Raw genomic sequence first — 24,306 nt, forward strand, 5'->3', positions numbered from 1 at the left:
GTTCCCGGCCTGGCCCGGCGGGGCCCCACTTGATCCGGCCCCGGCCGTAAAGTGGGCGGAGTCGCTTCTCGCGGGGAGGAATCGTGGCGCATTTCGATGTCCTGGTGGTCGGAGCCGGGCTTTCCGGCATCGGCGCGGCCTGCCGGCTGCAGCAGCAAGCCCCGGACCGGACGTACGCCATCCTCGAAGCGCGCGACACGATCGGCGGAACCTGGGACCTCTTCCGGTACCCGGGCGTGCGCTCCGACTCGGATATGTTCACGCTCGGCTATCCGTTCCGGCCGTGGCGCAAGGAACAGGCGATCGCGTCCGGCGCCGAGATCCTCGAGTACATCCGCGAGACCGCCGCTGAGCACGAGGTCTCCCGGCTCATCCGGTTCGGGCACCGGGTGGTCCGCGCGTCCTGGTCGTCCGCGTCGGCCCGCTGGACGGTAGCGGCCTCGCACGACGGCGAGGTCGTCACTCATACCTGCTCTTTTCTGTATTTGTGCAGCGGCTACTACAGCTACGAGAACGGCCACGTCGTCGACTTCCCCGGCCGCGACTCGTTCCGCGGCGAGATCGTGCACCCCCAGTTCTGGCCGGAGGGGTCGGACTTCGCGGGCAAACGAGTGGTCGTCATCGGCAGCGGCGCCACCGCGGTGACCTTGGTGCCGGAACTGGCTTCCACGGCGGAGTCAGTGACGATGCTGCAGCGCTCGCCGAGCTACGTCCTGTCCCGCCCGTGGACGGACTCGCTCGCCCGCCGCCTGCGCCGATTCCTGCCTGCGCGGCTCGCGTACCACGTGGTGCGCGCGAAGAACGTCCTGGTGACGACCTTGCTGTACCAGTTCTCGCGCCGCCAGCCCGACCGCGCGGCGGCTTTCTTGCGCGACGCGGCCGCGAAGCAGTTGCCCGCCTCGATCCCGGTCGACCCCCATTTCTCGCCCCGGTACCGGCCCTGGGACCAACGACTCTGCCTGACGCCCGGAGCGGATTTCTTCCGCGCACTCCGCAGCGGCCGAGCGGACATCGTCACCGACCGGATCGACCGCTTCACCCCCGACGGCATCACGCTGGAATCCGGCGCACACCTGCCCGCGGACGTGGTCGTCACCGCGACCGGCCTGCGCGTGATCGCGTTCGGCGGAATCGAGCTGACTGTCGACGGCGAGGTCATCGAACCGTCGGAACAGCTGGTGTACAAGGGAATGATGCTCGGCGGAGTGCCGAACCTGGCGTGGTGCATCGGTTATGTGAACGCCTCCTGGACGCTGCGCTCGGATCTCGTCTCGCGGTACGTGTGCCGGTTGCTGAACCACCTGTCACGCAACGGTTTTGACACCTGTGTGCCCCGCCCGCCCGCGATCCCGTCCACGCGTCGGCGGCCGATCATGAACCTGACGTCGGGCTACCTCACCCGCGCCGCCTCAGTCCTGCCCCGCCAAGGCGACCGCCGCCCGTGGCTGATGCGGCAGAACTACCTGCTGGACGCAGCGGATCTCCGCCTGAGCCGCATGGACGACGGGGTGCTGCGGTTCGAGCGGGTGGGGGCGCAGCGCGTGACCTCCTGACCTGGTGGGCTGTGCTCGGTTTTTTGTGATTGGTCAGCGGGTGTGCTTTTTGAAGCTCGCCGAAAAGGAACCCAGGCTGCTGAACTCGACAGGTCGAGGGTTCGGCAGCCCGGGTTCCGGGAGTTCGACGCGCTCACGCCGCCGAGTGAGCCAGCCAGTGGTCGGCCAGGTCGCGGTCGCCGGTGATCGTTACCCGGTCGGCTGGCAGGCGCCGGGTGAGCACCAGCAGGAGGTCCTGGACCGAACCTGTCAGCGTCGCGTCCGCAGCGTCCGCAGCGTCCGTCGCGCGCGTCCACCGGACGCCGTCGGGGGTACGGGTGATCAGCCAGCCCGCACCGTCGCCAGGTCGGAGCTGGAGCGTCTGACCGGTGCCGCGCAGGGCCGAGAAACCTGGTCTCAGGGTCGCCATGACCGGATGGGACAGCATTTCCAGCCACTCGCTGACCGCGTCGGCCGCGAGGTCCGGTGCCACTGCGAACGCGGTCCCGGTGGCGAAGGCCGCGTCCGCGTGGTGCACCGTCGTGTCGTGGAGCATGCGGCGCAGCCAGAACGTCGCCGGTCGCGGGCCGAAGTAGGTCCACACTGGACGGTCGGCGGCAGCGAGCACCGCGTCGGCGAGGTCCGCGGCGCCCGCTTGCAGCCAGGCCGACCATTCGCCGGGTGCGCCTGGGTCCGCCTCGAACGGGTCGGGAACTGGAGCCGGACCGGACCGGATGAGGTCCGCCGCCCAGCGATGGGCCTGTCCGACGTGACCGGCCAGCACTCGCAGCGGCCACTCCGGGCAGGTGGGCACCGGAGCCTCCGGATCCGCGCCGGCGACGGCCTTCGCGAATCCCTCCGTGTGTTCGTGCAATCCCTGGACAAATCGTGCGGTATCGAGATCCATGGCCGTACCGTAGGAACTCCACCCGGCTGGAGGTTCCATCGGAAGTGACTGGCGACACACTCGGAATCGGCGACCTGGCGCGGCGCACCGGCGTGCCCGTCCGCACGATCCGCTTTTACTGCGACGAGGGACTGCTGGCACCCGTGCGCAGCGCCGGCGGACACCGTCGATTCGACCCGGCGGACGTCAGCCGCCTCGTCCTGGTGCGGCGCTTGCGCGGACTCGGGCTGAGCTTGAAGCCGATCATGGACGTCCTTGCCGGAGAAAGTTCCCTTTCCGACGTCGTGTCCGCAGAGCGCGCCGCGCTGGACCGCGAGCTGACGACGCTGGCCTGGCGACGCTCAGCCCTCCGCGCCGTCGAGGAGGCACCGCCTGCCGCCCGCGCCGCCCGGCTCGAGCTGCTGTCCGTCGCGACGGACGGCTTCGGCGCGCATGCGGCCCTGGTCCGCCTTTGGCACCCGATGGCCACCGGCGCCGTCCCGCCGGACACGGCAGACATGTTCCTCGCCGCGAGCGCGCCGCGGCCGCCGGAACTGCCGACCCCAGCGCAGGTCGTCGCCTACGCCGAGTTAGTGCTGCTCGCCGCCGACCGCGCGTTCGCCGCCCGGCTGCGCGCCAGCCCGCTGGTCACGCACCTGGGTGCCCTCCACGAAGGCGTCGGCGAGGCCTGCGAGCTGGCGGCCCCGCAGGTAGCGGCCGGATCCGAGCCGGAACCAGGACCGGCACTCGACCGGTTCGCCGCGGCCCACGCCGCCGCGTCCGGCACCCGCGACACCCCGGAGTTCCGCTGCACACTGCGACGGCGCACCGCTGGCGATCGGCATCCGCAGGTGCGCCGCTATTGGCGTCTCGCGGGCGAGATCACTGGAGAAGCCGCGCCGGTCGGGGTCGCGCATACCTGGCTGCTGGACGCGCTGGACCGCTCGGCCGGCTGAGATTTCTCGAGCGGGAAACGTGTCGGCTCGCGCGACGCGTTTCGCTGGGCTGGACGGACCAGCGAGCGGGGGTTCGCTCCCTAGCCCGCGCTCGCCGAACCGTTCCCGGCGGAAGAGGCTAGGCGCGCCGGGTCATTGAGCGGTCGCCGAGGCGGCCCATCGGGACAAGTCCTCCCTTCGGAGTGCGGCGGCCATCAGATCCGGGAAAAGGTCTGGCGTGCAGGCGAAAGCGGGCACCCCCAGTTCGCTGAGCGCGGCCGCGTTCTCGTGGTCGTAGAACGGCGCTCCCGAGTCCGACAGTGCCAGCAGCGTGACCACTTGCACTCCGGATCCCACCAGGTCTGCGACTCGGCGCAGCAGATCGTCTCGTAATCCGCCTTCGTACAGGTCGCTGATCAGCACCAGGAGGGTTTGTTCGGGGCGTTCCACGAGTCCTTGGCAGTACGCCAATGCGCGGTTGATGTCGGTGCCGCCGCCTAGTTGGGTGCCGAAGAGGACGTCGACCGGGTCGTCCAGGTGGTCGGACAGGTCGGCGACCGCCGTGTCGAACGCGACGAATTTCGTGCTCAGGGCGCGCATCGAGGCCAGCGCCGCGCCGAAAACGCCTGAGTACACCACGGATTCTGCCATTGAGCCGGACTGGTCGACCGCGAGGATCACGTCGCGGCGGACGCTTTGTTCTCGGCGGCCGAAGCCGAAAAGCTGTTCGGGCACAATGGTTTTCAGCTTGGGGGAGTAGTGCTTCAGGTTCCGGCGGACGGTGCGGTCCCAGTCGATGTCCGCGCCTCGGGGGCGTTGGGTGCGGGCGGCACGGTCCAGTGCACCGCGGACTGCTGCTCGGGTGCGTTCGGCTAGGCGTTCCTCCAGCTCGGTGACGACTTTGCGTACGACGGTGCGTGCGGTTTCCTTCGTCTCCTCGGGCAGGACGTTGTTGAGGGACAACAGGGTGCCGACCAGGTGGACGTCCGGTTCCACGGCGCTGAGCAGTTCCGGTTCCAGCAGCATCCGGGTTATGCCCAAGCGGTCTACGGCGTCGCGTTGCATGACTTGGACTACGGAGCCGGGGAAGTACTTCCGGATGTCGCCGAGCCAGCGCGCGACTCGTGGTGCGGAGGCTTGCAGGCCGCCGCTGCGGTCGCCGCTGCTGCGGGAGTTTTTGGGGCGCTCGTCGTAGAGGGCGGCCAGCACGTTGTCGACGCCGGTGTCCCCTTCGGACAGTGCGTGGCCGGTGCCGTCGGAATCTCCGCCCAGCACTAGGCGCCAGCGGCGGAGGCGTTCGGGGTCGGTGGTCACGGGGCGGCTCCCAGGAGGGTGGCGAAGACCGGCAGGACGGCTGCGGCGCGGATTTCGTCCAGGTCTTCGGCGAGCGTCGGCTCGACCCGGCGAACGCCGGACAGGGTGGCGGCGCGTTCGCCGATGGCGCGTTTTTCCGGACTGGCGAAGGCGCCGAAAGTGCGGCGCAGCAAGGGAAGCACCTCGGTGAAGACCTCGGGCGGGATCGAGGTCAGCCAGGTGTCGACGACGCGCAGCATGCGTTCGTCGTGCACCAGCAGGAGCGCGCCGCCGGAGAAGAAGCCTTCGACGTAGGCCGCGCCGTCGGTCGGGGCGATGCCGGGGGTGAGCATGCGGCTCAGCCGGAGTTCGACCTCAACGCCGTCCAGCAGGTCGGCGTCGTGCAGCAGGCGCACGATGCGGCCAGCCAGCAGCGGGGGCAGGGCGTCGCGGGTGGAGAGGCGGGCCAGTGCGGTGAACCAGCGGTCGCGGGCGGCGTCGCCGAGGAGGTCGGTGGCTTCGTGGACGTCGTCGATGAGTTCGCAGAACTGTGCGGCGGCTTCCTCGTCGATGCCGTGCACGGCGGGGGGAAGGCCGGCGCAGACCCGGGTGAGGATTCGGTCGGCGACTTCTTGCAGCTGTGCGGTGTCGGTGCCGCGGACGTCGCCGTAGCGGGTTGCCCGCGCCAGTGGCGGCAGCGCGGTCATGAGGTGCGCGACGTCCGCGTCGGCGGCGGCGCGGGTGTCCAGAGCGGCGAGGGTTTCCGGCAGAGCGTCGCCCAGGTCGGCGAGGAGGCAGCGTTCTACCGCGGCGGTGATGTCGGCGAGCGGCGGAGATTCGGCGACGGTTTCGCGCACGACCGCGGTGGCGGCCGCGGGCACGGTGGTGCCGTGGACCGCGGCCGCGACCAGGTCGACCTCGAACCCTGGTTCCCAGCACAAAGTCCAGGTCTCCCGGAAGGTGCCTTTGTTCCGCACCGAGGACAGTTCCGGTTCGCCCCAGGGGATGCCGAGGATCTGCAGGCGGTGCAGCAGGCGCGAGCGGTCGAGGCCGCCGGGGGTGCGCAGGTCCAGATCCAGTTCCCGCGCTTGAGGTTCGCGTTTGAGCCGGAGCCGCCGGGCGGTGGCGATCAGGTCGGCGGCCAATGGCGCTTGCGGCACGTGGTCCGGGACCTCGCCGAGCAGTTCGCCGACCACGAGCCGTCGCGTGACCAGGTCGGCCTGGACGTCGTCGCCTCCGCACAGGACCGCGCGGGTGGCGGCGTCGACCTCGGCCAGTCCGGCGGACGACCGGCCGCGCAGGGCGGCCAGTGTGTCGGCCAGCCGCACCGCTTCGATCACGTGCGCGGTGGAGACCGGCAGATCTTCCTCGCGCAGCACTCCGGCGACGGCGGTGAGCCACCGGGTGGTGACGTCGGCGGAGGTGCTGAACAGGTGGTGGTACCAGCCGGGAGAGCGGACGCCCGCGCCGTAGCCGGTGACCGACGCGAGCCTGCCGTGCGTCCACGGCACCCACGTGCACACGACCTTGCGCTTCGGGAGTCCTTTGAGGACAGCCTGGTCCTTGGACGCGGGCGGAAGCGGATCGGCAAGCGCGGGCACGTGCCATGCCCCGCACACGACGGCGATCCGTTCGTAGCCTTCCTTCCGCGTCTTGCGCAGCACGTTCCGCATGTACGCCTCGCGCCGCTGCTCGTGCGGATCGTCCGGCCGGTCGCCCTCGCGCAGCGCGGTCATCGCGTCGGCGATCACCTCGAACGGCGATTCCTCGCCTCGCCGGGATTCGACGAAGTCGTCCCACCAGCGTTCCGGATCGTCGTATCCGCCCGCCGCGGCGAGCTCCGCGAGCGGGTCGGTGCGCGGTGCGGTCCGTTCCTCGCCGAGCGCGAACTGGTGTGCGGCGGGGAGATCGCAGAACTTCACCGGGACACCGGCCGCGGCGGCGTACCGCAGGGCCTGCCATTCCGGGCTGAACACCGCGAACGGCCAGAACGCCGCGCGCGACACGTCGTCGGACGCGTACGCCAGCAGCGCCACCGGCGGACGCATGCCGTCGTCCGCGGCGAGATCGACGAGCTGGTCCGCTTCCGGCGGTCCCTCGATCAGCACCACGTCCGGTTCCAGTTCGGCGAGCCGGGCGGCGACCGCCCGCGCCGAACCGGGACCGTGGTGCCTGATCCCGAGGAGGTGAGTGGTCATCCGGCGATCTCCTGGCCTGCCCGGTAGAAGTCGGCCCAGCCTTCCCGCTCGCGCACCACGGTCTCCAGGTACTCGCTCCAGATCGCGCTGTCCGCGACCGGATCCTTCACCACCGCACCGTGAATCCCCGCCGCGACGTCCTGCGCGCGCAGCACGCCGTCGCCGAAGTGGGCGGCCAGCGCGAGACCGCCGGTGAGCACGCTGATCGCCTCGGCCGTCGAGAGCGTGCCCGACGGGGTTTTGACCGCAGTGCGGCCGTCCTCGGTGCGGCCGGCCCGCAACTCGCGGAACACCGTGACCACCCGGCGGATTTCGGCGAGATCGGCGGCTTCGGCGGGCAGCGACAGCGCGGCGCCGAGCTGACCGACCCGCCGCCGGACGATGTCCACCTCGGCTTCGGCGGTGTCCGGCAGCGGCAGCACGACGGTGTTGAACCGCCGCCGCAGCGCGCTCGACAGCTCGTTGACGCCCTTGTCCCGGTTGTTCGCCGTGGCCACCAGCGTGAACCCGGGCCGGGCCTGCACCTCGGAGCCCAGCTCGGGGATCGGCAGCGTCTTCTCGGACAGGATCGTGATGAGCGAGTCCTGCACGTCCGCCGGGATCCGGGTGAGTTCCTCGAGCCGCGCGACCTTGCCGTCGCGCATCGCCCGCAGGATCGGGCTTTCGACCAGCGCCCGGTCGCTCGGCCCTTCGGCGATGAGCCGCGCGTAGTTCCAGCCGTAGCGGATCTGCTCCTCGGCGGTGCCCGCGGTGCCCTGGACGAGCAGCGTGGAGTCCCCGCTGATCGCCGCCGCGAGGTGTTCGGACACCCAGGTCTTCGCCGTGCCCGGCACGCCGAGCAGCAGCAGCGCGCGGTCGGTGGCGAGGGTGGCGACCGCGACCTCGATCAGCCGTCGCGGACCGACGTACTTCGGGCTGATCTCGGTGCCGTCGTCGAGTTTCCCGCCGAGCAGGTAGGTGACCACCGCCCACGGGGACAGCCGCCAAGACGGCGGTTTCGCCCGGTCGTCGGCCGCGGCGAGAGCGGCCAGTTCGCCGGCGTATTCCTGTTCGGCGTGCGGCCGGAGGACGGGGGACGTCATGCGAGCTCCTTGTGCATTTCACGGCGGAAGGACAGGGTTTCGGCGACTGCGCGCCGCCACGGGGCGGCCTCGCCGGGAAGCGGGATCTCGGCCAGCGGGTGGCCGAGGCAGGCGACGGGCACGGCTTTCGCGATCAGCGCGGCCGCGTGCGCGACCAGCCGGTGGTCGCGCTGCCCGGAGACCCAGTCGAGCAGCACCGTGCCGAGCGCGGCGGGCCACGGCTGCGGCAGGTCGAGGATGAGCCGGGTCAAGGCCTCGACCGGCAGGCCGCGGGTCAGCTTCGCGACCGTGGCGGCCTGTTGTTCGGGCGACAGCACGCCGATGAGCGCTGCGGTACTGCGGCCGCCGGGCTCGGCTTCCACGAGGGCTTGCGCCCATTGCTCGTCACGCTGCCGAAGCGCGGCGGTGGCCCAGCTTTCGCGCACCACGTTCAGCGGCGGCCCTTCGACGAGCATCCCGGCCAGTTCGCCCGGGGTGCCGTACTCGGCCCAGAACCGCAGGGGAGTGGCGGCGATGATCGCGCGCAATCGGGCGGTGCCCTGCCCGGGCCCGGCCGGGACGCGGATGCCGTCGCGGATCAGGCTGTCGTCCGGTTCGGGCGGGGTGAATTCGAGGACGTCGGCCCGCAGCGCACGGCTGCGTACGGTGACGCAGGCGCGCAGCCGTTCGATCATCCGCTCCCCGGAGGCCGAATCGGGGTACCGGCCGATCAGCCGCAGCGCGATCTCGCGCACCCCGGCCGCCCGGTCGCCGAGCGCGGCTTCGACGAACGGCTCGTCCTCCTCGGTGAGGTGCTCGCCGAGCAAGGTCAGGAACGTCGCCCGGACGTCGGCCGGTTCGTTCCCCCAAGCCGCGGCGAGCGTCTCCCGCGCGCGGGCGGGATCGGCGGCGAGCACGCGTTCCAGCCAGGCCTGCCGACGCGCGGCGGTGCCGAACTGCCAGGCGTCGTCGCTGGTGTCGTCGTCGGCGGCGACCAGGAACGCCCAATCCGGGTTCCGCTCACCGAGCCACGCGCCGACCGGCCCGGCGACCGTCGCGAGCGGCGCCCGCAGCGACACCCGGGTCCGTGCCGCGTCGGCCAACGCGGGCAGCCGCTCGGCCGGGACGCGGAATCCCTTGTGCGCCACCGTGGCGAGCCATTCCTCGACCAGCTCCGGCCGGTTCGCGGAGAGCAGGTGCCCGAGCCGCGCCCGCGCCACGTTCGGGATGAACGGGCGGGTGTCCTCCGCCGCGGCGGGTTCGGGTTCGATGCCGGTGAGCGGTCGCTGCCCGGCGCGCCGATAGCCGGTGTACGCCGCCGCCGCGACGAGCGCTTGGTCGGCGGGCTCGGTGCGGTGTCCGGCGATTTCCGTTACGCCGGGCGGTAATCCGGCCGGGTCGAGGGTCCGGCGGCGGGTGCCGAGCAGGACGGTGCTGACGAGATCGTTCCAGGCAGTCACAGTCGCACCATCCCGTCGCGATGCCAGCAGCTCAACGGCCGCAGCCCCGCTGTCGTCCACTCCGCGGCCACGGTGACCGGCCGCTCGGCCGCGAGCGCCAGCAGCGGCCACGGATCCACCGAAGACACCAGCGGCAGCGCCGCACCGTCCACATCGGACAGTGCCCATCCCTCCCCGTGCCGCGCCGGACGAAGATCGCTCACCAGCACCGGCCACCGGTCCAGCCAAGGATCAGCCGCGAGCGCGGCGGCGTGTTCGGCCAGCGCGGCAGCGAAGGTCCCGCCCACCGGCCCGCTTTCCGGAGCGACGGGTTCCTCCCGGTGGTCGAACACCGCCCGCAGCGGCACCGCACCCGGGTGGAACACCAGCTCGCCCGCGACGACGTATCCCGGCGGCAGCGAACTGTCCAGCGGACGCCCGGGCGGAGCGAACGACAGCACCAGCGCGTGCCGGCCGCTGCGTTTGCCCCGCAGCCACGTGCGCCTGCTGCGCAGCGACTCCTGCTCCTCGTCGATCGCGCCGGTGACCAGCCATTGGTCCGGCACCCGTTCGCCGGACTCCAGCACTTGCGCGTTGCTCACCGAGAACCCGAGCCGGGTCCGGACGGTGTCGGCGAGCCCGGCGGGCAGCGACTCCAGCCTGCTCGCCGCGTCCGCGAGCACGTACACCAGCGACAACTCGGCCAGCAGCCGGTCCGGCCAGTCCCGGCCGACCAGCGCCGCCGCCCGGCGCAGGCCGTTCGCCAGCCCGGGAGCTTGCGCGTCGACCATGCGCGAGGCGACCGTGTACAGCTCGTCGGCGCCGCCGCGTTCGAACGCCGCGAACCCGGCGGACACCCGGTCGGCAAGCCATCCGCGCAGCTCAGCGGCTCCGGAGGTGACCCGCGCGAGCCGTTCCTGCGCCCGCTTCGCCGCAGCTTCGAGATCCTTCGGCGCGTCCGTCTTCTTCTCGGCCCGCTCCGCGCGCGCGGCCCGTTCGTCCAGCCACGGGTGCACCCATCCGGGCTCCTCCGCGCGGGGGACCTGGCCGTCGGCCCAGAGCAGCAGCAACCCCAGCGCGTGCTTGCACGGGAACTTCCGGCTCGGGCAGGTGCACCGGAACGCGGGCCCGGCCGTTTCCACCGTCGTCTGGTACGGCCGCTTCCCGCTGCCTTGGCACGCGCCCCAGACCGCACGGGCGGACGCGCCCGCGTCCGACCACTTCGCCGGCGCCGCCTGCCCGCGCCCGGCTTTCGCCGACGCGGCGTCCGGAGCGAGTTCGAGCACCCGCTCCGGGCTCCACCGCGCCGCTGCTTCGTCCCCCACGTTTTCCTTGCCGCTCTTCCAGTTCTTCCCCCCTCGGGGGCTGACTCGAAGAGCATCCCACCCGCCACCGACAATTTCCGCGGGCGGCGGGGGAGAGCAGCGGAAATCAGGAGGATTCGACCGCCCCGCGCCAGCGCACCGTGGGCCGCAGCCGGTCGTCGTTCACCCGGTGCTTGTTCGCGCCGACGATGTCGAACATCGACTCGATCAGCGTGTCCGACAGCAGATGCGGCTCCAGCCCCAGCCCGACCAGCCCGGTGTGCTTGACGTTGTAGTAGTGCTCGGGCTGCTCCACCCGCGGGTTGTCCAGGTTCTCGATCTGCACCGGCCCGGGGAAGCGGTCGGCGACGAGTTCGGCGATCTCCCGCACCGACATGCTCTCGGTCATCTGGTTGAAGACCCGGAACTCGCCGCGCCCGGCCGGATTCTCCACGGCCAGCCGGATGCACTCGACGGTGTCGCGGATGTCGATCAGCCCGCGCGTCTGCCCGCCCTTGCCGTACACCGTGAGCGGCTGCCCCAGCACGGCCTGGATGACGAACCGGTTGAGCACCGTGCCGAACACCGCGTCGTAGTCGAACCGCGTGGCCAGGCGCGGGTCGAGCGCGGTCTGCGGCGTCTGCTGGCCGTACACGACGCCCTGGTTGAGGTCGGTCGCGCGCAGTTCCCAGATCCGGCAGGCGAACTCGATGTTGTGCGAGTCGTGCACCTTCGACAGGTGGTAGAACGAGCCCGGCTTCTTCGGGTACAGCATCCGGTCGCGGCGGCCGTTGTGCTCGACCTCGAGCCAGCCTTCCTCGATGTCGATGTTCGGGGTCCCGTACTCGCCCATCGTTCCCAGCTTGACCAGGTGGATGTCCGGGTCGATCTCGGCGATCGCGTAGAGCAGGTTGAGGTTGCCGACCACGTTGTTATGCTGCGTGTAGACGGCGTGCTCGCGGTCGATCATCGAATACGGCGCGGACCGCTGCTCGGCGAAGTGCACGATCGCCGCGGGGCGGAAATCGCGCACCGCGTCGAAGAGGAATTCCGCGTCGAGCAGGTCGCCTTCGTAGCTCGTGATGCGCTTCCCGGACACCTCGTGCCACGCGTCGACGCGGGTGCTCAGGTCTTCGATGGGGACGAGGCTCTCGGCGCCGAGCTCGACGTCGTACTGCCGCCGCGCGAAGTTGTCCAGAACAGCCACTTCGTGGCCTTTGTCCGACAAGTGGAGCGCAGTGGGCCAGCCTAGGTAGCCGTCACCGCCGAGAACCAGCACTCGCATCCGGAGCACCCTTTCCTTTCGTTTTCGCGACAGGCACGGCCTTTCGTTGTACACGACGCCCGGATGTCGCGGTGGCAGATCCGAACCTAATCGCCCGCCGCTGATGTTCGGCTGGCAGTCAGCTGTGAATCCGCTGTGGGCCGGGGGGTCGCGCGGCGGAGCCGGCGGCCCGAGGGGAGACTGGGACTATGACGACGGTAACCAACCCGGCGAACCCGCGCACGACGGAAGAATCGCCCGAGCCGCGCCGCCGCGGCCTGGCCAGGTTCGTCCGCGCGGCCGCCAGTTCGGTGGCCGCCACGCTGCTCAGCCAGGCCGCGCTGATCGCGGTGCTCGCCGCGGGCGGGGCCCCATGGCTGGCCAGCGCGTGCGCGTTCGCGGCCGGGGCGGTGCTGAACTTCTTCCTCGCCCGGCGCTGGGTGTGGGGCCGCCGCGGCCGTCCCGAACCCGTCCGCGAGCTGCTGCCCTACGTCCTCGTCATCTCGCTCGGCGGCCTCGCCTCGGTGGGCCTGACGACGCTCGCCGGCCACCTGCTCGCGCCGTTGCACCTGCCGCACTTCTGGTGGGTCGTCCTGCTCGACGCGGCGTACGTGCTCAGCTACGCGCTGGTGTTCGTCGCGAAGTTCACGCTGCTCGACCGGTTCGTTTTCGACCGCGGCGCAGCACGTACCCGCGCCACCACGTCCCTGTCATGACCCGCGCGTAGTTCGCGCCGTACACGACGCTGCCGCCCTTCTTGCTCTTGCCCGCCTTGCGCAGTCGCATGCTCATCGGCCGTTCGAGCACGCGCGCGCCTTGCGCGGTCGCGCCCAGCAGCAGTTCCGACGACTGGTACTGCGGTTCGTTGAGCGGGATCGCGCACGCCAGTTCCGCGCGCAGCGAACGGAATCCGAACGACGTGTCGGTGATCCGCCGCCAGGTGAGCACAGACGCGAGCCACGCGAACACGCGCACGCCGATCCAGCGCATCCGGCTGTCGGCCTCTTCGTGGCCCAAACGCCGGGAGCCGGTCACGAAATCGGCAGTGCCGTCCAGCAGCGGTGCGAGCAACTCGGCCATTTCGCTGTTGTCGTACTGACCGTCGCCGTCGGTGGTGACGATGTACTTCGCGCCGTTCTCGGCCGCAAGGTGGTACCCGAGGCGTAGCGCGGCGCCCTGGCCGCGGTTAGTCGGCGCGACGCACACGTACGCGCCATGGTCTTCCGCGATGGCCGCAGTGTTGTCCGTACCGCCGTCTACGACCACCAGGACGTCTACCGGCAGCCCGAGACATTCGTCCGGCATCTTCTCCAGCACTTGTCCGATGCCGCCGGCTTCGTTGTACGCGGCGATCACTACGGTCAGTTCGGACAGCTTCGCGCCGGGATGCCGGTCGTGGAAGTCCTTGATCGCGCCTTCGTCGACAGAGTCGGGATAACTGCCGAGACGGCGACGGCTCGCCACAGTGAGCGTCGTGAACCCGAGCGCACCCGCGACTGGCAACAGCACGAGCGCGGGAAGCTGGTAGCGCCAGGAAAACTCGAACACCGCGGACCCGAACAGCAGGAACAACCCAGTGCCCGCAGCGAACAACGCCCCGCTGCGCGCAGGGTGCCGGGGTTTCTTGCGCCGCAGCACGGTCAGCAGGCCGAGCAGCGCGAAGAACCCGAGCACCGCGCCGGGCACGAACCCGCCGTTGATCTGGTAGTCGCGCAGGAACGCCGCGATCGGCTCGTTGACCTGGGGATCCGTGCTGTCGTACTGCTGGGTGACCGCCTTGACCGCGGCGGGATCGGCGAACTCCGGATAGGTCAGCTGGAACTGCCACCGGTCGATCGGCACGTCGGTGGGCGCGGTGTAGCGGGTGAACTGGAAGCTCTTCCCGAAGTCGCCGAGGATCGACGTCGCGACGTCCCACCACTGCGCTTTCAGCGCGGTCATCGCGAATTCGTGCGCCAGCACGCCCTTGTCCGCGCCGGGCGGCAGCGGGCCGGGCCACGCCGGGTCGAGGTCGGCGTGCGTGTAGTTGTCGACCAGCCGGTTCTCGACCGGTTCGGTGGGACAGAACTGCCGCACGACCGGGTCGAGCTGGAGTTTCGCGCAGTCCGCGACCGCGGCGGTCCGGCCGTAGAGCATGCTGCCGGACGGCCCGCTCAAGCCCCAGTTTCCGGTCTCCGCCTTGACTTTCGCCGCGTACGGGACCACCACGACGAGGATCGCGAGCAAGCCGACCCCGGCGTCGCGCCAGCCGCGCCACGAACGCCACGCGCTGCCCGCGGCGAGCACGTAGAGCAGGAACGGCACGGCGATCGTGACGCCGATCAGCCGCACCAGCACGCCGAACCCGACCACGAGCCCGGCCAGCGCGATCCGCCGCCAGTTCGGTTTTCCCTTGGCCAGCACCAGCCACAGCAGCCCGAACAGCAGTGCCTCGAACAGCACCTCGGCCATGATGTTCTGCTCGATCTGCACCTGGTAGGCGTCGAGCAGCAGGGGCGCGGCGGCCAGCGCGCCCACCCAGTTGCGCGCGCCGAGCCGCCGGGCCAGCGCGTAGATGCCGACCGCGATCGCCAGTCCGGCCAGGTGCTGCACGGCGGCGACGAACGACAGTCCGCCGACCGCGAGCAGCGGTTTCAGCAGCAGGTCGTAGCCGACCGGGTTGATCCCGTCGGCGCGCAGGCCCTGCAGATTGTCCAGGTAGCGGAAGGAATCGATGTACAGCAGCGCGGGCCGGTAGGCGATCCAGGACAGCACCCGCAGCGTGGTTCCCGCGGCGAGGAGCACCAGCAGGAACGCGTGGCGCCGGAGGAATCCGGTCACGGCGCCTCGGCCCGGTCCAGTCCGGAGAAGTACTTCCACGCGGTGGCGAGACCGTCGGCGAGGGTGATTTCCGGGCGGTAGCCGATGGTTTCCGCGCTCGCCGAGACGTCCACGACCACCGCCGGCATCTCCCCGGCGGGCGCGGGCACGTGCTCGATCGGCAACTCGGCCCCGGTCACCGCGCGCACGGTCTCGACCATTTCCAGCACGGACACCGAACGTCCGGCGCCGACGATCGCGCGACCGGTGTAGCCGCTTTCGTAGGCGAGCACGATCGCGCGCACGACGTCGTCTACATGCACGAGGTCCCGACGTTGCTCGCCGGTGCCGTACACCCGCACGCCTTCATTATTCAACGCCGCACGCATCATGCGCGGCACGAAGCTGTCTTTGTGCGACATGCCAGGCCCGTACACGTTGGTGAAGCGCAGCGCGCACGTCGTGATGCCGTACGCGCCCGCGTAACCCGACAGCAGCATCTCGCAGGCCGCTTTCGTGGCACCGTATGGCGTAAGCGGCTTCGTGGGCAGGTCGACCGTGATGGTGTTAGTGCCGACATCGCCGATCACTGCGTTCGTGGACGCGAGAATGAAGCGCGGCACCTCGCGTACGCGACACAGTTCGAGAAGTTCTTGTGTCACCGCAACGTTCTCCGCGTACGTGTCGCGCGGCAGCTCTACGGACTTCAGCACGGACGTCAGCGCAGCAAGGTGCACGATCCCGCCGACGCCTGCCTCGACAGCTGCTTCGCGCGTTTCGGCGGCACGCAGATCTCCGACGACGACGCGCACTCCCTCGTCCGTCGTCTCGTAGCGCACGCGGTCCACGACAGTGACCGGATAACCGCGCTCACGGAACTCGCGCACGACAGCGCGGCCGATGAAACCGCTGCCGCCGGTGACGACGACGGGTGTCCTTTCGGGACTGTGGGGGAGTGTCATGGCGCACAACCTACCTCCGCAGTCTGTGCGTCACTTGTGCGTCCCTCGCCCGCGCGAGCGCGGGACCGCGTGCGGGCACCCCCAGCGACCGCACGCGGATCCCGGTGTTTAGTTTTCTAAACGATGCGCGCGGCGAGTGTAGCCGGAACGGGACGGCTGGTGTCAAGTTTTCGGGACGGTTATGCTGGTCGCTGTTACGGAGACGGAACAGTGATGGGGGCGGCATGGCCGAGCAGGCGGGGGAGCGCAGCTTCGCGGAACGTCTGGCGCACCTGATCGCGACCGTGCATCCGCCGGACCGCAAGCCCTACTCCTACCGCGAGATCGCCCAGGGCGTCGCGGACGTGACCGGCGTCAGCATGTCGGCCACGCACGTCCAGCAGCTCGCCGTGGGCGCGCGGCGCGACCCGAAGCGGTCGCACATCCAGGCGCTCGCGCGGTTCTTCGGCGTGCCGGTCACCTACTTCTTCGACGACGAGGTCGCCGGCCGGGTCGACGAGCAGGTCGCCGACGTGGTCGCCTGGCGCGACACCCAGGCCCGCGACCTGGCGCAGCGCGCGATGCGGCTGTCCGAGCGCGACCGGCGGACCGTTTCCGCCCTGATGGACCAGCTCGGCAGCTACGCCGAGGGGCGCGACCGCACCCGGCGCGGACGCAAGCCGGAGTGAGTCGGGCGGCTATGCTGGCGGCGGCCGGAGCGCCGGGGACCCCCTGGTGCACCAGGCTGGTCCAGCCGCCGATCGCCTCGGGAGGGGACATCGACCCGACCGTGCGAGCGCGCGCCCGCGACCGGGTGCGCGACCTGCTGCGGCACGTGCCCGCCCCGCGGCCGTGGTCGATGAACGCGTGGATCGACCGGCTGGAACGGCACCGCGGCCGCGACATCGACCTGGTCGCGGTCGACTACGCGCCCGGCCAGCCCTCCGGCGCGTGGCAGCGGCACGACGACTTCGACCTCATCGCGTACGCGGCGGGCACGTCGTCGCTGCACCAGGACCACATCATCGCCCACGAAATCGCGCACCTGCTGTGCGAGCACCGCGGCGAATGCGTGCTCACCGACGCCGAAGCGGCGACGCTCGCGCCGGATCTCAGCGCGCACCTGCTGTCGCATCTGCTCACCCGCGTCACCACGAATTCCGACGAGTACGAAGCGGAGCTCATTGCCGTGTTCCTGATGAGCGCCGCCACCGAGAGCGGTGCGCAGCTGCGGCCAGGCGCTTCCGGTCCGGCAGCGGATCGCGCGCGGCGCTTCGCGTCGCTGCTCGGGTAGTGCGCGGATGATCGACGTTTTGTTCTTCGGCGTCGGCCTGCTCGCCGTCGCGGTCGGGATCTGGCGCGCGGTGCGAGCACGGCGGACCGGTGCCGGCGCGGGCCTCGCGACCAGCCTGATCGCCCTCGGCGTCGCGTTGTGCTTGCTCGCCGACAGTGCGCAGGCGATCGAGAGTCAGCTGTACCCGAGTCTTGGTCGGCTGCTCTCGAACCTCGCGACGATGGTGGCCGCGTACGGCATCGAAGTGACTGTCGCGGAGATCGGTGGCGTGGCAGAGCGTCGGCGGCGCGCGCGGCTCGGGGCGTTGATTGTCGCGCTCGTCGTGCTCACTGCGTCGTTCTTCGCGACGCGCGGGCTTCCGACGGGCGTCGGGCTCTTCGACGAGCTGTACCGGTCGAATCCGACACTGGTCGTGTACATCGTCGTCTACACGCTGTACCTGGGTTTGGCGGTGGCGGACATCGCCGTGGTATCGGCCGGGGCGGTGCGCGCGGGCACCGGTGCGCTGCGGGCCGGGCTGGGCATCATGTTGCTGGCCTGTGTGTTCGCTTTCGCTTATCTGATCGGCAAGATCGTCGGCCTGATCAGCGACCTGACCGCGGAGCATCCGGTCACGAAGCTGTGCCGCGGCGCGTTTTCGACGGTTCCGTGCACGCTCGCGGTCGGCTTTCCGGCGGTATCGGTGCTGCTGGTCGTAGTGGGGCTGACGGTGCCTGCGGCGCCCGCGGTGGGCCGGGCGGTGCGCGACGCGCGGACGCGGGCGGTGCTCCGGCCGCTGCGGGAGCACCTGGCTTCCCGGTACCCGGATGTCGTCCGGCTCGACGACGCGTCGGGGACCGGCCGGGAGCGGTTGCTGACGATGATGAGCGAGATCAACGACGGACTGCTGCTGTCCGGGGTCGGGCCTGAGTTGTCGCCGAGCGCGGCTGTGCGGGTGCTGCGCAGTTCCGAGCCGGTGCTGGACCAGTCCGCGGAGCCGCCGGTGCTGCCCCAGGAGACCGCTTTCGCGGCTGAGGTGGCTCGGCTGCGGGCTATCGCGCAGGAGTTCCGAGCGGAGCTGACAGCCGGAGCTGCCAACCCTGCTCCGTGAGCACGACGAGGTGCAGCGTGTCCGCCCGGGCAGTGAGCGGCAGTGCTGCTCGGGCGCGTTCGGCGACCTCGGCGCGCTGGTCGTCGGTGCCGCCGAGGGCGATCGTCAGGTGCGCTGGCGGGTGCGCTCCGAAGCGTCCGCCGTACGGGGGCACGTCGGGCCAGTGATCGCACACGGCGTCGGCGAGGGGCTGGAGCGCCGGGGCGGCCGCTGCGACGAATCCGGGTGCGAGGACGAGGTCGGTGAGCTGCACATCCGTTACGGGGAAGCTCGCGGCGAGGTGTGTGACGTCGGCGTCGGTCTGTTCGGTGAGCCGTTCGGCGGGCAGGAACGGGTACAGCGCCGTGACGTGCGGCGGAAGACCGGGACGGACGAGTCCGGGGTCGACGGCCGCGGCGGTTTCGAGCAGGACGGCGGCGGACGGGAGCGTGACGACGAGCGCGCTGGTTCCGGGCGTGGGCACGGCCCCGATCCTGCCGGACCGCCCGCGCCGTCGCACCGCGAGGACCCCGCTTCCCGGCGGAAAGGAGAGGCAACCCTTTCTTTTCTGCTTCTTCCGGTGAATTCCGCTTAACCGAACCCTAAGTCTTCCCCAAGTCCGCCGACGGCGATTACCGGCGGTCCTACACTCGGTGGATGAAGATCGTCCTATGGACCGCATTGTGCGGATTGTGCGCCGTCACCGGCCACGTGCTCCTGGGCGTCGTGGCAGGTTTCCTTCTGCTGGCTTGTGTTCCGCGCCGTCCCGCCCCGGGCCGGCCGGCACCCGAAAGAGAATTGATCAGCTCCCGCGGCTGACTTTCCGGAGAATTCCCCCGGAATTGCCGCCCGGCGGCCGGCGCCGCCTCCTCCCGGCCGCCGGAGTCCCGGAATTGTCGGTGCCGTGCGGTACAACGGTGGCCGGCGAACAGGGAGGGAACGATGCATTACGTCGAACACGGTTCCGGCACGCCGGTGCTGGCCGTCCACGGCTGGATGCCGGACCACCGCCTGATGACCGGCTGCCTCGAGCCGGTCTTCGCGCGGCGGCCCGGATTCCGGCGGATCTACCCGGATCTGCCCGGCATGGGCGAGTCGCCCGCCGGGTCCGCGCGCGGGTCGGACGACCTGGTGGCGGGGCTGGCGGACCTGGTGGACGACCTGATCGGGGACGAGCCGTTCCTGCTGGTCGGCGAGTCGTACGGCGGCTATCTGGCGCGCGGGCTCACGCGGGCGCGGCCCGAGCAGGTCGCCGGGCTGGCGCTGGTGTGCCCGGTCGGCCGCCCGGTGCCGGTGCTGGAGCGGGACGTGCCGGAGCACGAGGTGCTGCGCGCCGACCCGGACCTGCTGGCGAGTCTCGATCCGGCGGAGGCGGCGGAGTACGGGGAGATGGCGGTGGTCCAGTCCGAGGAGACGCTGGCGCGTTTCCGCGCGGACGTCGCGCCTGGCCTGGCGGCCGCCGACCGGGCCGCGCTGCAGCGGATGCTGGCGGGCTGGAAGCTGTCGGTCGATCCGGAAAGCGGTCCGGCGTACCGGAAACCGGCGCTGATCGTGTGCGGTCGGCAGGACGCTTCTACGGGATTCGCGGAGTTGTACGGATTGCTGGGGCACTATCCGCGAGCGAGTTACGCGGTGCTCGACCGGGCGGGGCACAACCTGCAGTTCGAGCAGCCGGTGTTGTTCGAGGCGCTGGTGGAGGAATGGCTGGACCGGGTCGAGGAGGGGAGTGGTGCGGTGACGTGAGGGTGGGTGGGGTGCTTGCTGGCTGAGGGGCCCGGCTGTTCCTGTGGCGGCGGTGCTGCGGCGTGTGGTGCGCGGTTTAGCGTGGTGCTAGGTCGGTGCCGGGCGTGGCGACTTGCTGAGCGCTGGGTGGTGGCGCGCGGTCGGGTGCTGCTCGGCTTTTTCCTGCGCAAGGTTGTGCCGTTGCGTCACGTGGTGCGCGGTGTGGTGTGGTGCGCCGGGGGTGGCGAATCGCTGCGTGCTGTGCGGTGATTGGGTGCTGTTCGCGGTGTGGTGAGCGATGTTGCGTCGTGGCGGTGCGCGGTTCGTGTGGTGCCGGGCGAGTCGCTTTGCGGTGGCGGGTGGTCGGGTGCGGCTCGGCTGTTCCCGGGTGCGGCGGGCGGTGCTGCGTTGCGTGGTGCGCGGCGTGGTGTGGTGCCGGGTTGGTGCGCGGGCGTGGCGAGTCGCTGCGTGCTGGGCGGTGGTCGGGTGCTGTTCGCGGTGTGATGGGCGGTGCTGCGTCGTGCGGTGCGTGGGTTCGTGTGGTGCCGGGCGAGTCGCTGTGCGTTGGCGGGTGTTCAGGTGCGGCTCGGCTTTCCCGGTTCGGCAAGTGGTCCTGCGTCGTGCGGTGCGCGGTTTGCTGGGGCCCTCGGGCGATGCTGCATGAGCCGAGCTGCCGTGCGCGGCTCGCTGTGCGACGGCAGTCAGCTGCTCTGCTGTTCCGCGCGCGGAATGTCGTCCTGCGTCGCGTGACGCGGGTCGATGTGGTGCTGGGTCGGTGCCGGGCGAAGCGAATCAGCGAATGTTCCGGTCCCGCTCCACGATCCGGTGCGTGGCAACCACTCTCGCCCGTCGTCGGCCGGATGCGCGGCTCAACGCGGCGATCCCTAGCAGCCGAGGCGAGTCGCCCAGTGTTCACCGCAGCGTCGTTGAAGGGGGTGGCTTCGAGGGCTAGCGTCGGCGCGACTTCATTGCTGCGGAGGTAAGCCATGTCCACTGGGGAACTCAACCGGCGCAACCTGTTCCGGGCCGGAGGCGTCGTCGCGGCGGGGGCGGCGATGAGCATGGTGCCGGGCGTCTCGTTCGCGGCGCCCGCGCCCGGTGCCGGGCAGCAGACGAAGACCGTCACCGGCACCTTTCGGCCGGACGTGCCCGACTGGTACTACCTCCCGGTCGACGTGCCGCGCGGCGTGAAGCAGATCGACGTCGTCTACTCCTATGACAAGCCGTCGGTGCCCGCGGGGACGCGCGGAAATGCTTGCGACATCGGGATGTTCGGGCCGGAGGGGCACGAACTGGGCACCCGCCGCGGCTTCCGCGGCTGGTCCGGCGGCTTCCGAGACCGGTTCTCGATCAGTGCCGCCGAAGCGACGCCCGGGTACCTCGCCGGGCCGATCACGCCCGGCCGCTGGCACGTGATTCTCGGTCCGTACACGGTCGCGCCGCAGGGGCTGAACTACCGCGTCGACATCACGCTGACCTTCGGCCGCGACACCGCGAAGCCGTTCCAGCCGAACCCGGCGCCGGAGACCGCGCCCGCGCGCGACCGCGGCCGTTCCTGGTATCGCGGCGACTCCCACCTGCACACCGTCCACTCCGACGGCAAGCGCACGCCCGAGCAACTGGTCGCGGATGCCCGCGCGGCCGGCCTGGACTTCATCGTGTCCACCGACCACAACACGTCCAGTTCGCAGCTGGTGTGGGGCAATTACGCCACCGACGACCTGCTGATCCTGAACGGCGAAGAGGTCACCACGCGGTCCGGGCACTGGCCCGCGATCGGCGTCCCGGCAGGCACGTGGATCGACTGGCGCTACCGCGCTTCCGACCCGCGCGACTTCCGCCGGTTCACCGACCAGGTCCACCGGGCGGGCGGTCTGGTCACGGCCGCGCACCCATTCGCGAATTGTTTCGGCTGCACCTACGAATTCGCGTACGAGATCGCCGACCTCGTCGAGGTCTGGAACGGCCCGTGGACCGCGGACGACGAAGCGAGCGTCACGCACTGGGACGGTCTGCTGCGCGGCGGCCGGTGGATCCCGGCGATCGGCGATTCCGACGCGCACAACCCGGACCAGACCGTCGCGCTCCCGCACACGGTCGTCCAGGCGGACCGGCTGGGCCGGGCCGAACTGCTCGCCGGGCTCAAGGCAGGGCGTTCGTGGCTCGCCGAGTCGAAGGACGTGCAGCTCGACTTCTCCGTGTCCGGAGCGGGCCGCAGCGCAGGTATCGGCGGACGGCTCGTCGCGGGCATCGGCACGCCGATCGAGGTGCGCGCGGTTGTTCGCGGAGTTCCCGGCACGACCGTGACGTTCCTCGACCAGCTCGGCCCGGAGCACAGCGAGACCGTCCCGGAATCCGGCACCGCGACCGTCACGTGGACGACGTACCCGCGCTACAGCCGCTGGGTCCGCGTCGAGGTGCGGCGTCCGTCGGGCGGTCCGAAGACGACCACGCCGAACGCCATGGTCGCCATGTCGAACCCGATCTTCCTGGGCGCCGCCGACGCTGGCTGACCCGACCCGAGCGTCCCGCGACCCGGACGCCCGGGCAGACTGTGCACTTAAAGTGGGCAGTGGGGAAGGGCGGGCACGGGTGCGCGGGTGTGGCGTGCGAGCGGCGATCCTGGCGGTCGTCGTGGCGCTCGCGGCGGTGGTCGTCGTGGTCGTCATGTTCTCGAGCAGTGACGAGGTGAAGACCCCCGGCTGCACGGTCGCGTTGCCGAAGGGTCCGAACGACGCTTCCGCGCCGCAGTACACGCTGCAACCGGAACCCATGAACAACGCCGCGATCATCGCCGCCGTCGGGATCAAGCAAGGGTTGCCCTCACACGCGGTCACGGTCGCGCTCGCGACTGCTCTGCAAGAGTCGAAACTCCGCAACCTGAGCGGCGGCGACCGGGATTCGATCGGCTTGTTCCAGCAGCGCCCGAGCCAAGGCTGGGGCACGCCCGACCAGCTCCAGGACCCGGTCTACTCGGCGACGGAGTTCTACAAGAAACTCGCGAAACTCGACAACTGGCAGACGATTCCGATCACCGAAGCGGCGCAGGCGGTGCAGCGCTCCGGCGCCCCCGACGCGTACGCCCAGTGGGAAGACGAGGCCACCGCGCTGACCGGAGCGCTGACCGGCCAGTACCCCGCGGCGCTGACCTGCCGGAACCTGACGCTGAACCCGCCGGCGAACCTGGTGACCGTGGCGAACGCCGAACTCGGCACGGCGCGCTTGAGCGGCGCGCACCCGTCCGCGGAGGGCTGGCGGATCGCGAGCTGGCTCGTGGCCCGCGCGGCGAAGCTGGGCGTGGACCGGGTGAGCTTCGCCGGCCAGACGTGGACCGCGGAGGCCGGGGCGTGGGCTCCGGACGAGAAGGCAGGGCAGAATCTCTCGCTGCATCAGGCTCCGGCCGCGCCGCCCAGCTCAAGCTGATCGGGTGCGCTGGCGGGCAATTCGACGCGATCATGGCGAGTTTGTCGCCGGGTCGTTCGGCTTCGAGCCTTAGCTGTGATGTCCAGGGAGGTTGGTCAGCCGGGTGACGGGTGGTTTGCCTCCGGTGGATGTGTGGGGCCGGTGGTGATTGTAGAAGTGCAGCCATCCCGGCAGCGCTGCCCGGCGGTCGTGTTCGCTGGGATAGAAGCGGGCGTAAGCCCATCCCTCGGCCAGGGTGCGGTGGAACCGTTCGATCTTGCCGTTGGTCTGCGGCCGGTAAGGCCGGGTCCGTTTCGGGGTGATGCCCAGCTCGGTGCAGGTCCCGCGCCAGGCCGACGAGCGGTAGCAGGCACCGTTGTCGGAAAGCGCGCGTTCGACGGTGACGCCGCGGTCGGCGAACCAGGCGACCGCGCGGTGCAGGACACCGACGGCGGTGTCGGCTTTCTCGTCGGCGCAGATCTCGGCGTAGGCGACGCGGGAGTGGTCGTCGATCACGGTGTGCACGAACGCGGTGCCGGTGCGGGCGTGCCGGTCGGTGCTCCAGGTTCCGGTGCGGCGGGAGGTCGCTGATCTGTTCTTTTTGCCTTGCTGCTTGCCGACGTGGCGCCAGCCGCCGCCGTCGGGGATGTTGCCGAACTTGGTGACATCGACGTGGATCAGCGAGCCGGGGTGGTCGTGCTCGTAGCGGCGTAGCGGTTCGCCGGTGGCCCGGTCGATGCGGGAGAGCCGGTTGATCCGGCAGCGGGTCAGGACGGCGTGCACGGTCGAGGCAGGGATGGCGAGCCGGCCGGCGATCTGGGCCGGGCCCAGCCGCTGGCGCCACCGCAGCCGCACGATCCGGCGGGTCAGTTGCGGGGACGTTCGGGCGGGGCTGTGGTGCGGGCGGCAGCTGCGGTCGGTCATCCCGGCCGTGCCTTCGGCGCGGTAGCGGTCGGCCCACTTCGCGGCGGTCTTGGTGGCGACCATGAACATTTTCGCGGCGGCGGTGCAGGTCCAGCCCTGCTCGACGATCAGGCGGGCGAGGCGCAGGCGGGTGCGCGGGGTCAGGGCGGCGTTAGGGTGGGACACGAAGGCCTCCGGCGGGCGAAGCGGTTCCTAGACAGCTCCACTTCACCCCCGGGGCCTTCACCTGTCAGCACGACAGGC

The 24,306-nt window shown here is 70.8% G+C and carries 21 protein-coding genes; 10 read left to right on the top strand and 11 right to left on the bottom strand.

Features of this window, described 5'->3' with window-relative positions; translation table 11 throughout:
• Nucleotides 1-80 precede the first annotated feature (80 nt).
• Nucleotides 81-1,553: an NAD(P)/FAD-dependent oxidoreductase gene (locus FKO37_RS22705; protein ID WP_238608320.1), complete on the top strand. Its 1,473-nt coding sequence runs from the start codon at nucleotides 81-83 to the stop codon at nucleotides 1,551-1,553.
• A gap of 133 nt (nucleotides 1,554-1,686) precedes the next feature.
• On the opposite strand, the gene FKO37_RS22710 is transcribed toward FKO37_RS22705, so the two are convergent.
• On the bottom strand, nucleotides 1,687-2,439 hold the full coding sequence (locus FKO37_RS22710; RefSeq protein WP_238605702.1) for a maleylpyruvate isomerase family mycothiol-dependent enzyme: 753 nt from the start codon (nucleotides 2,437-2,439) through the stop codon (nucleotides 1,687-1,689).
• 44 nt (nucleotides 2,440-2,483) lie between these two features.
• Here FKO37_RS22710 and FKO37_RS22715 point away from each other — a divergent pair, with 44 nt between their 5' ends.
• Complete coding sequence (locus FKO37_RS22715; protein WP_238605703.1) at nucleotides 2,484-3,374, top strand: MerR family transcriptional regulator; 891 nt, start codon at nucleotides 2,484-2,486, stop codon at nucleotides 3,372-3,374.
• Between the two features lie 132 nt (nucleotides 3,375-3,506).
• Here the strand turns inward: FKO37_RS22715 and FKO37_RS22720 are convergent, their stop codons facing one another.
• The 6 genes from FKO37_RS22720 to FKO37_RS22745 all read right to left on the bottom strand — a co-directional run bounded on the left by FKO37_RS22720 (nucleotide 3,507) and on the right by FKO37_RS22745 (nucleotide 11,933).
• Nucleotides 3,507-4,667, bottom strand: a complete 1,161-nt coding sequence (locus FKO37_RS22720) for a VWA domain-containing protein (protein ID WP_238605704.1) — start codon at nucleotides 4,665-4,667, stop codon at nucleotides 3,507-3,509.
• Entirely contained in the window at nucleotides 4,664-6,844 is a 2,181-nt protein-coding gene (locus FKO37_RS22725) for a DUF5682 family protein (RefSeq protein ID WP_238605705.1), read from the bottom strand. The genes FKO37_RS22720 and FKO37_RS22725 overlap by 4 nt, the downstream gene beginning before the upstream one ends.
• On the bottom strand, nucleotides 6,841-7,926 hold the full coding sequence (locus FKO37_RS22730) for an AAA family ATPase (protein ID WP_238605706.1): 1,086 nt from the start codon (nucleotides 7,924-7,926) through the stop codon (nucleotides 6,841-6,843). The genes FKO37_RS22725 and FKO37_RS22730 overlap by 4 nt, the downstream gene beginning before the upstream one ends.
• Nucleotides 7,923-9,365, bottom strand: a complete 1,443-nt coding sequence (locus FKO37_RS22735; protein ID WP_238605707.1) for a DUF5691 domain-containing protein — start codon at nucleotides 9,363-9,365, stop codon at nucleotides 7,923-7,925. The genes FKO37_RS22730 and FKO37_RS22735 overlap by 4 nt, the downstream gene beginning before the upstream one ends.
• Complete coding sequence (locus tag FKO37_RS22740) at nucleotides 9,362-10,669, bottom strand: SWIM zinc finger family protein (RefSeq protein ID WP_238605708.1); 1,308 nt, start codon at nucleotides 10,667-10,669, stop codon at nucleotides 9,362-9,364. The genes FKO37_RS22735 and FKO37_RS22740 overlap by 4 nt, the downstream gene beginning before the upstream one ends.
• Nucleotides 10,670-10,775: 106 nt before the next feature.
• Nucleotides 10,776-11,933 (bottom strand): NAD-dependent epimerase/dehydratase family protein, encoded by a 1,158-nt coding sequence (locus tag FKO37_RS22745; RefSeq protein WP_037815513.1) that lies wholly within the window; start codon nucleotides 11,931-11,933, stop codon nucleotides 10,776-10,778.
• A 188-nt stretch (nucleotides 11,934-12,121) separates the two neighbouring features.
• Between FKO37_RS22745 and FKO37_RS22750 the strand changes: the two genes are divergently transcribed.
• The gene (locus tag FKO37_RS22750) at nucleotides 12,122-12,628 is read left to right on the top strand and encodes a GtrA family protein (protein WP_238605709.1); all 507 of its coding nucleotides are present in this window, start codon (nucleotides 12,122-12,124) and stop codon (nucleotides 12,626-12,628) included.
• On the opposite strand, the gene FKO37_RS22755 is transcribed toward FKO37_RS22750, so the two are convergent.
• Nucleotides 12,558-14,732, bottom strand: a complete 2,175-nt coding sequence (locus tag FKO37_RS22755) for a glycosyltransferase family 2 protein (RefSeq protein ID WP_037815516.1) — start codon at nucleotides 14,730-14,732, stop codon at nucleotides 12,558-12,560. The genes FKO37_RS22750 and FKO37_RS22755 overlap by 71 nt on opposite strands.
• On the bottom strand, nucleotides 14,729-15,673 hold the full coding sequence (locus FKO37_RS22760; RefSeq protein ID WP_037815517.1) for an NAD(P)-dependent oxidoreductase: 945 nt from the start codon (nucleotides 15,671-15,673) through the stop codon (nucleotides 14,729-14,731). The genes FKO37_RS22755 and FKO37_RS22760 overlap by 4 nt, the downstream gene beginning before the upstream one ends.
• A gap of 224 nt (nucleotides 15,674-15,897) precedes the next feature.
• On the opposite strand from FKO37_RS22760, the gene FKO37_RS22765 reads away from it, so the two are divergent.
• Genes FKO37_RS22765 through FKO37_RS22775 form a run of 3 tightly spaced genes read left to right on the top strand, consistent with a single transcriptional unit; the run spans nucleotide 15,898 to nucleotide 18,036 of the window.
• Nucleotides 15,898-16,341, top strand: a complete 444-nt coding sequence (locus tag FKO37_RS22765) for a hypothetical protein (protein WP_037815518.1) — start codon at nucleotides 15,898-15,900, stop codon at nucleotides 16,339-16,341.
• Complete coding sequence (locus tag FKO37_RS22770; RefSeq protein WP_238605710.1) at nucleotides 16,338-16,946, top strand: hypothetical protein; 609 nt, start codon at nucleotides 16,338-16,340, stop codon at nucleotides 16,944-16,946. The genes FKO37_RS22765 and FKO37_RS22770 overlap by 4 nt, the downstream gene beginning before the upstream one ends.
• A gap of 7 nt (nucleotides 16,947-16,953) precedes the next feature.
• A complete protein-coding gene (locus tag FKO37_RS22775) occupies nucleotides 16,954-18,036 on the top strand; it encodes a hypothetical protein (RefSeq protein ID WP_238605711.1) in 1,083 nt (360 codons plus the stop codon).
• On the opposite strand, the gene FKO37_RS22780 is transcribed toward FKO37_RS22775, so the two are convergent.
• Nucleotides 17,978-18,499 (bottom strand): 2'-5' RNA ligase family protein, encoded by a 522-nt coding sequence (locus tag FKO37_RS22780; RefSeq protein WP_238605712.1) that lies wholly within the window; start codon nucleotides 18,497-18,499, stop codon nucleotides 17,978-17,980. The genes FKO37_RS22775 and FKO37_RS22780 overlap by 59 nt on opposite strands.
• Before the next feature lie 173 nt (nucleotides 18,500-18,672).
• Here FKO37_RS22780 and FKO37_RS22785 point away from each other — a divergent pair, with 173 nt between their 5' ends.
• The 4 genes from FKO37_RS22785 (at nucleotide 18,673) to FKO37_RS22800 (ending at nucleotide 23,160) form a co-directional block, all read left to right on the top strand.
• Nucleotides 18,673-18,834, top strand: a complete 162-nt coding sequence (locus FKO37_RS22785) for a hypothetical protein (RefSeq protein ID WP_167756662.1) — start codon at nucleotides 18,673-18,675, stop codon at nucleotides 18,832-18,834.
• Nucleotides 18,835-18,957: 123 nt separating this feature from the next.
• Nucleotides 18,958-19,758 carry an alpha/beta fold hydrolase gene (locus FKO37_RS22790; RefSeq protein ID WP_238605713.1) on the top strand — a complete coding sequence of 267 codons (801 nt, stop codon included), beginning with the start codon at nucleotides 18,958-18,960 and terminating at the stop codon, nucleotides 19,756-19,758.
• 965 nt (nucleotides 19,759-20,723) lie between these two features.
• A complete protein-coding gene (locus FKO37_RS22795) occupies nucleotides 20,724-22,250 on the top strand; it encodes a CehA/McbA family metallohydrolase (RefSeq protein WP_134731298.1) in 1,527 nt (508 codons plus the stop codon).
• A gap of 94 nt (nucleotides 22,251-22,344) precedes the next feature.
• Complete coding sequence (locus tag FKO37_RS22800; RefSeq protein ID WP_037815525.1) at nucleotides 22,345-23,160, top strand: hypothetical protein; 816 nt, start codon at nucleotides 22,345-22,347, stop codon at nucleotides 23,158-23,160.
• 69 nt (nucleotides 23,161-23,229) lie between these two features.
• On the opposite strand, the gene FKO37_RS22805 is transcribed toward FKO37_RS22800, so the two are convergent.
• A complete protein-coding gene (locus FKO37_RS22805; RefSeq protein ID WP_238605714.1) occupies nucleotides 23,230-24,228 on the bottom strand; it encodes an IS481 family transposase in 999 nt (332 codons plus the stop codon).
• Nucleotides 24,229-24,306: the final 78 nt, after the last annotated feature.

The sequence above is a fragment of the Amycolatopsis sp. Poz14 genome (assembly GCF_006704225.1).
Taxonomy (GTDB): Bacteria; Actinomycetota; Actinomycetes; order Mycobacteriales; family Pseudonocardiaceae; genus Amycolatopsis; species Amycolatopsis nivea.

Bases quoted from the DNA above. Each gene is read 5' to 3' on its own strand.
- FKO37_RS22730 (WP_238605706.1), bottom strand. From the start codon at position 7,926: ATGACGTCCCCCGTCCTCCGGCCGCACGCCGAACAGGAATACGCCGGC.
- FKO37_RS22710 (WP_238605702.1), bottom strand. From the start codon at position 2,439: ATGGATCTCGATACCGCACGATTTGTCCAGGGATTGCACGAACACACG.
- FKO37_RS22760 (WP_037815517.1), bottom strand. From the start codon at position 15,673: ATGACACTCCCCCACAGTCCCGAAAGGACACCCGTCGTCGTCACCGGC.
- FKO37_RS22790 (WP_238605713.1), top strand. From the start codon at position 18,958: ATGCATTACGTCGAACACGGTTCCGGCACGCCGGTGCTGGCCGTCCAC.
- FKO37_RS22795 (WP_134731298.1), top strand. From the start codon at position 20,724: ATGTCCACTGGGGAACTCAACCGGCGCAACCTGTTCCGGGCCGGAGGC.
- FKO37_RS22785 (WP_167756662.1), top strand. From the start codon at position 18,673: ATGAAGATCGTCCTATGGACCGCATTGTGCGGATTGTGCGCCGTCACC.
- FKO37_RS22725 (WP_238605705.1), bottom strand. From the start codon at position 6,844: ATGACCACTCACCTCCTCGGGATCAGGCACCACGGTCCCGGTTCGGCG.
- FKO37_RS22775 (WP_238605711.1), top strand. From the start codon at position 16,954: ATGATCGACGTTTTGTTCTTCGGCGTCGGCCTGCTCGCCGTCGCGGTC.
- FKO37_RS22745 (WP_037815513.1), bottom strand. From the start codon at position 11,933: ATGCGAGTGCTGGTTCTCGGCGGTGACGGCTACCTAGGCTGGCCCACT.
- FKO37_RS22750 (WP_238605709.1), top strand. From the start codon at position 12,122: ATGACGACGGTAACCAACCCGGCGAACCCGCGCACGACGGAAGAATCG.
- FKO37_RS22765 (WP_037815518.1), top strand. From the start codon at position 15,898: ATGGCCGAGCAGGCGGGGGAGCGCAGCTTCGCGGAACGTCTGGCGCAC.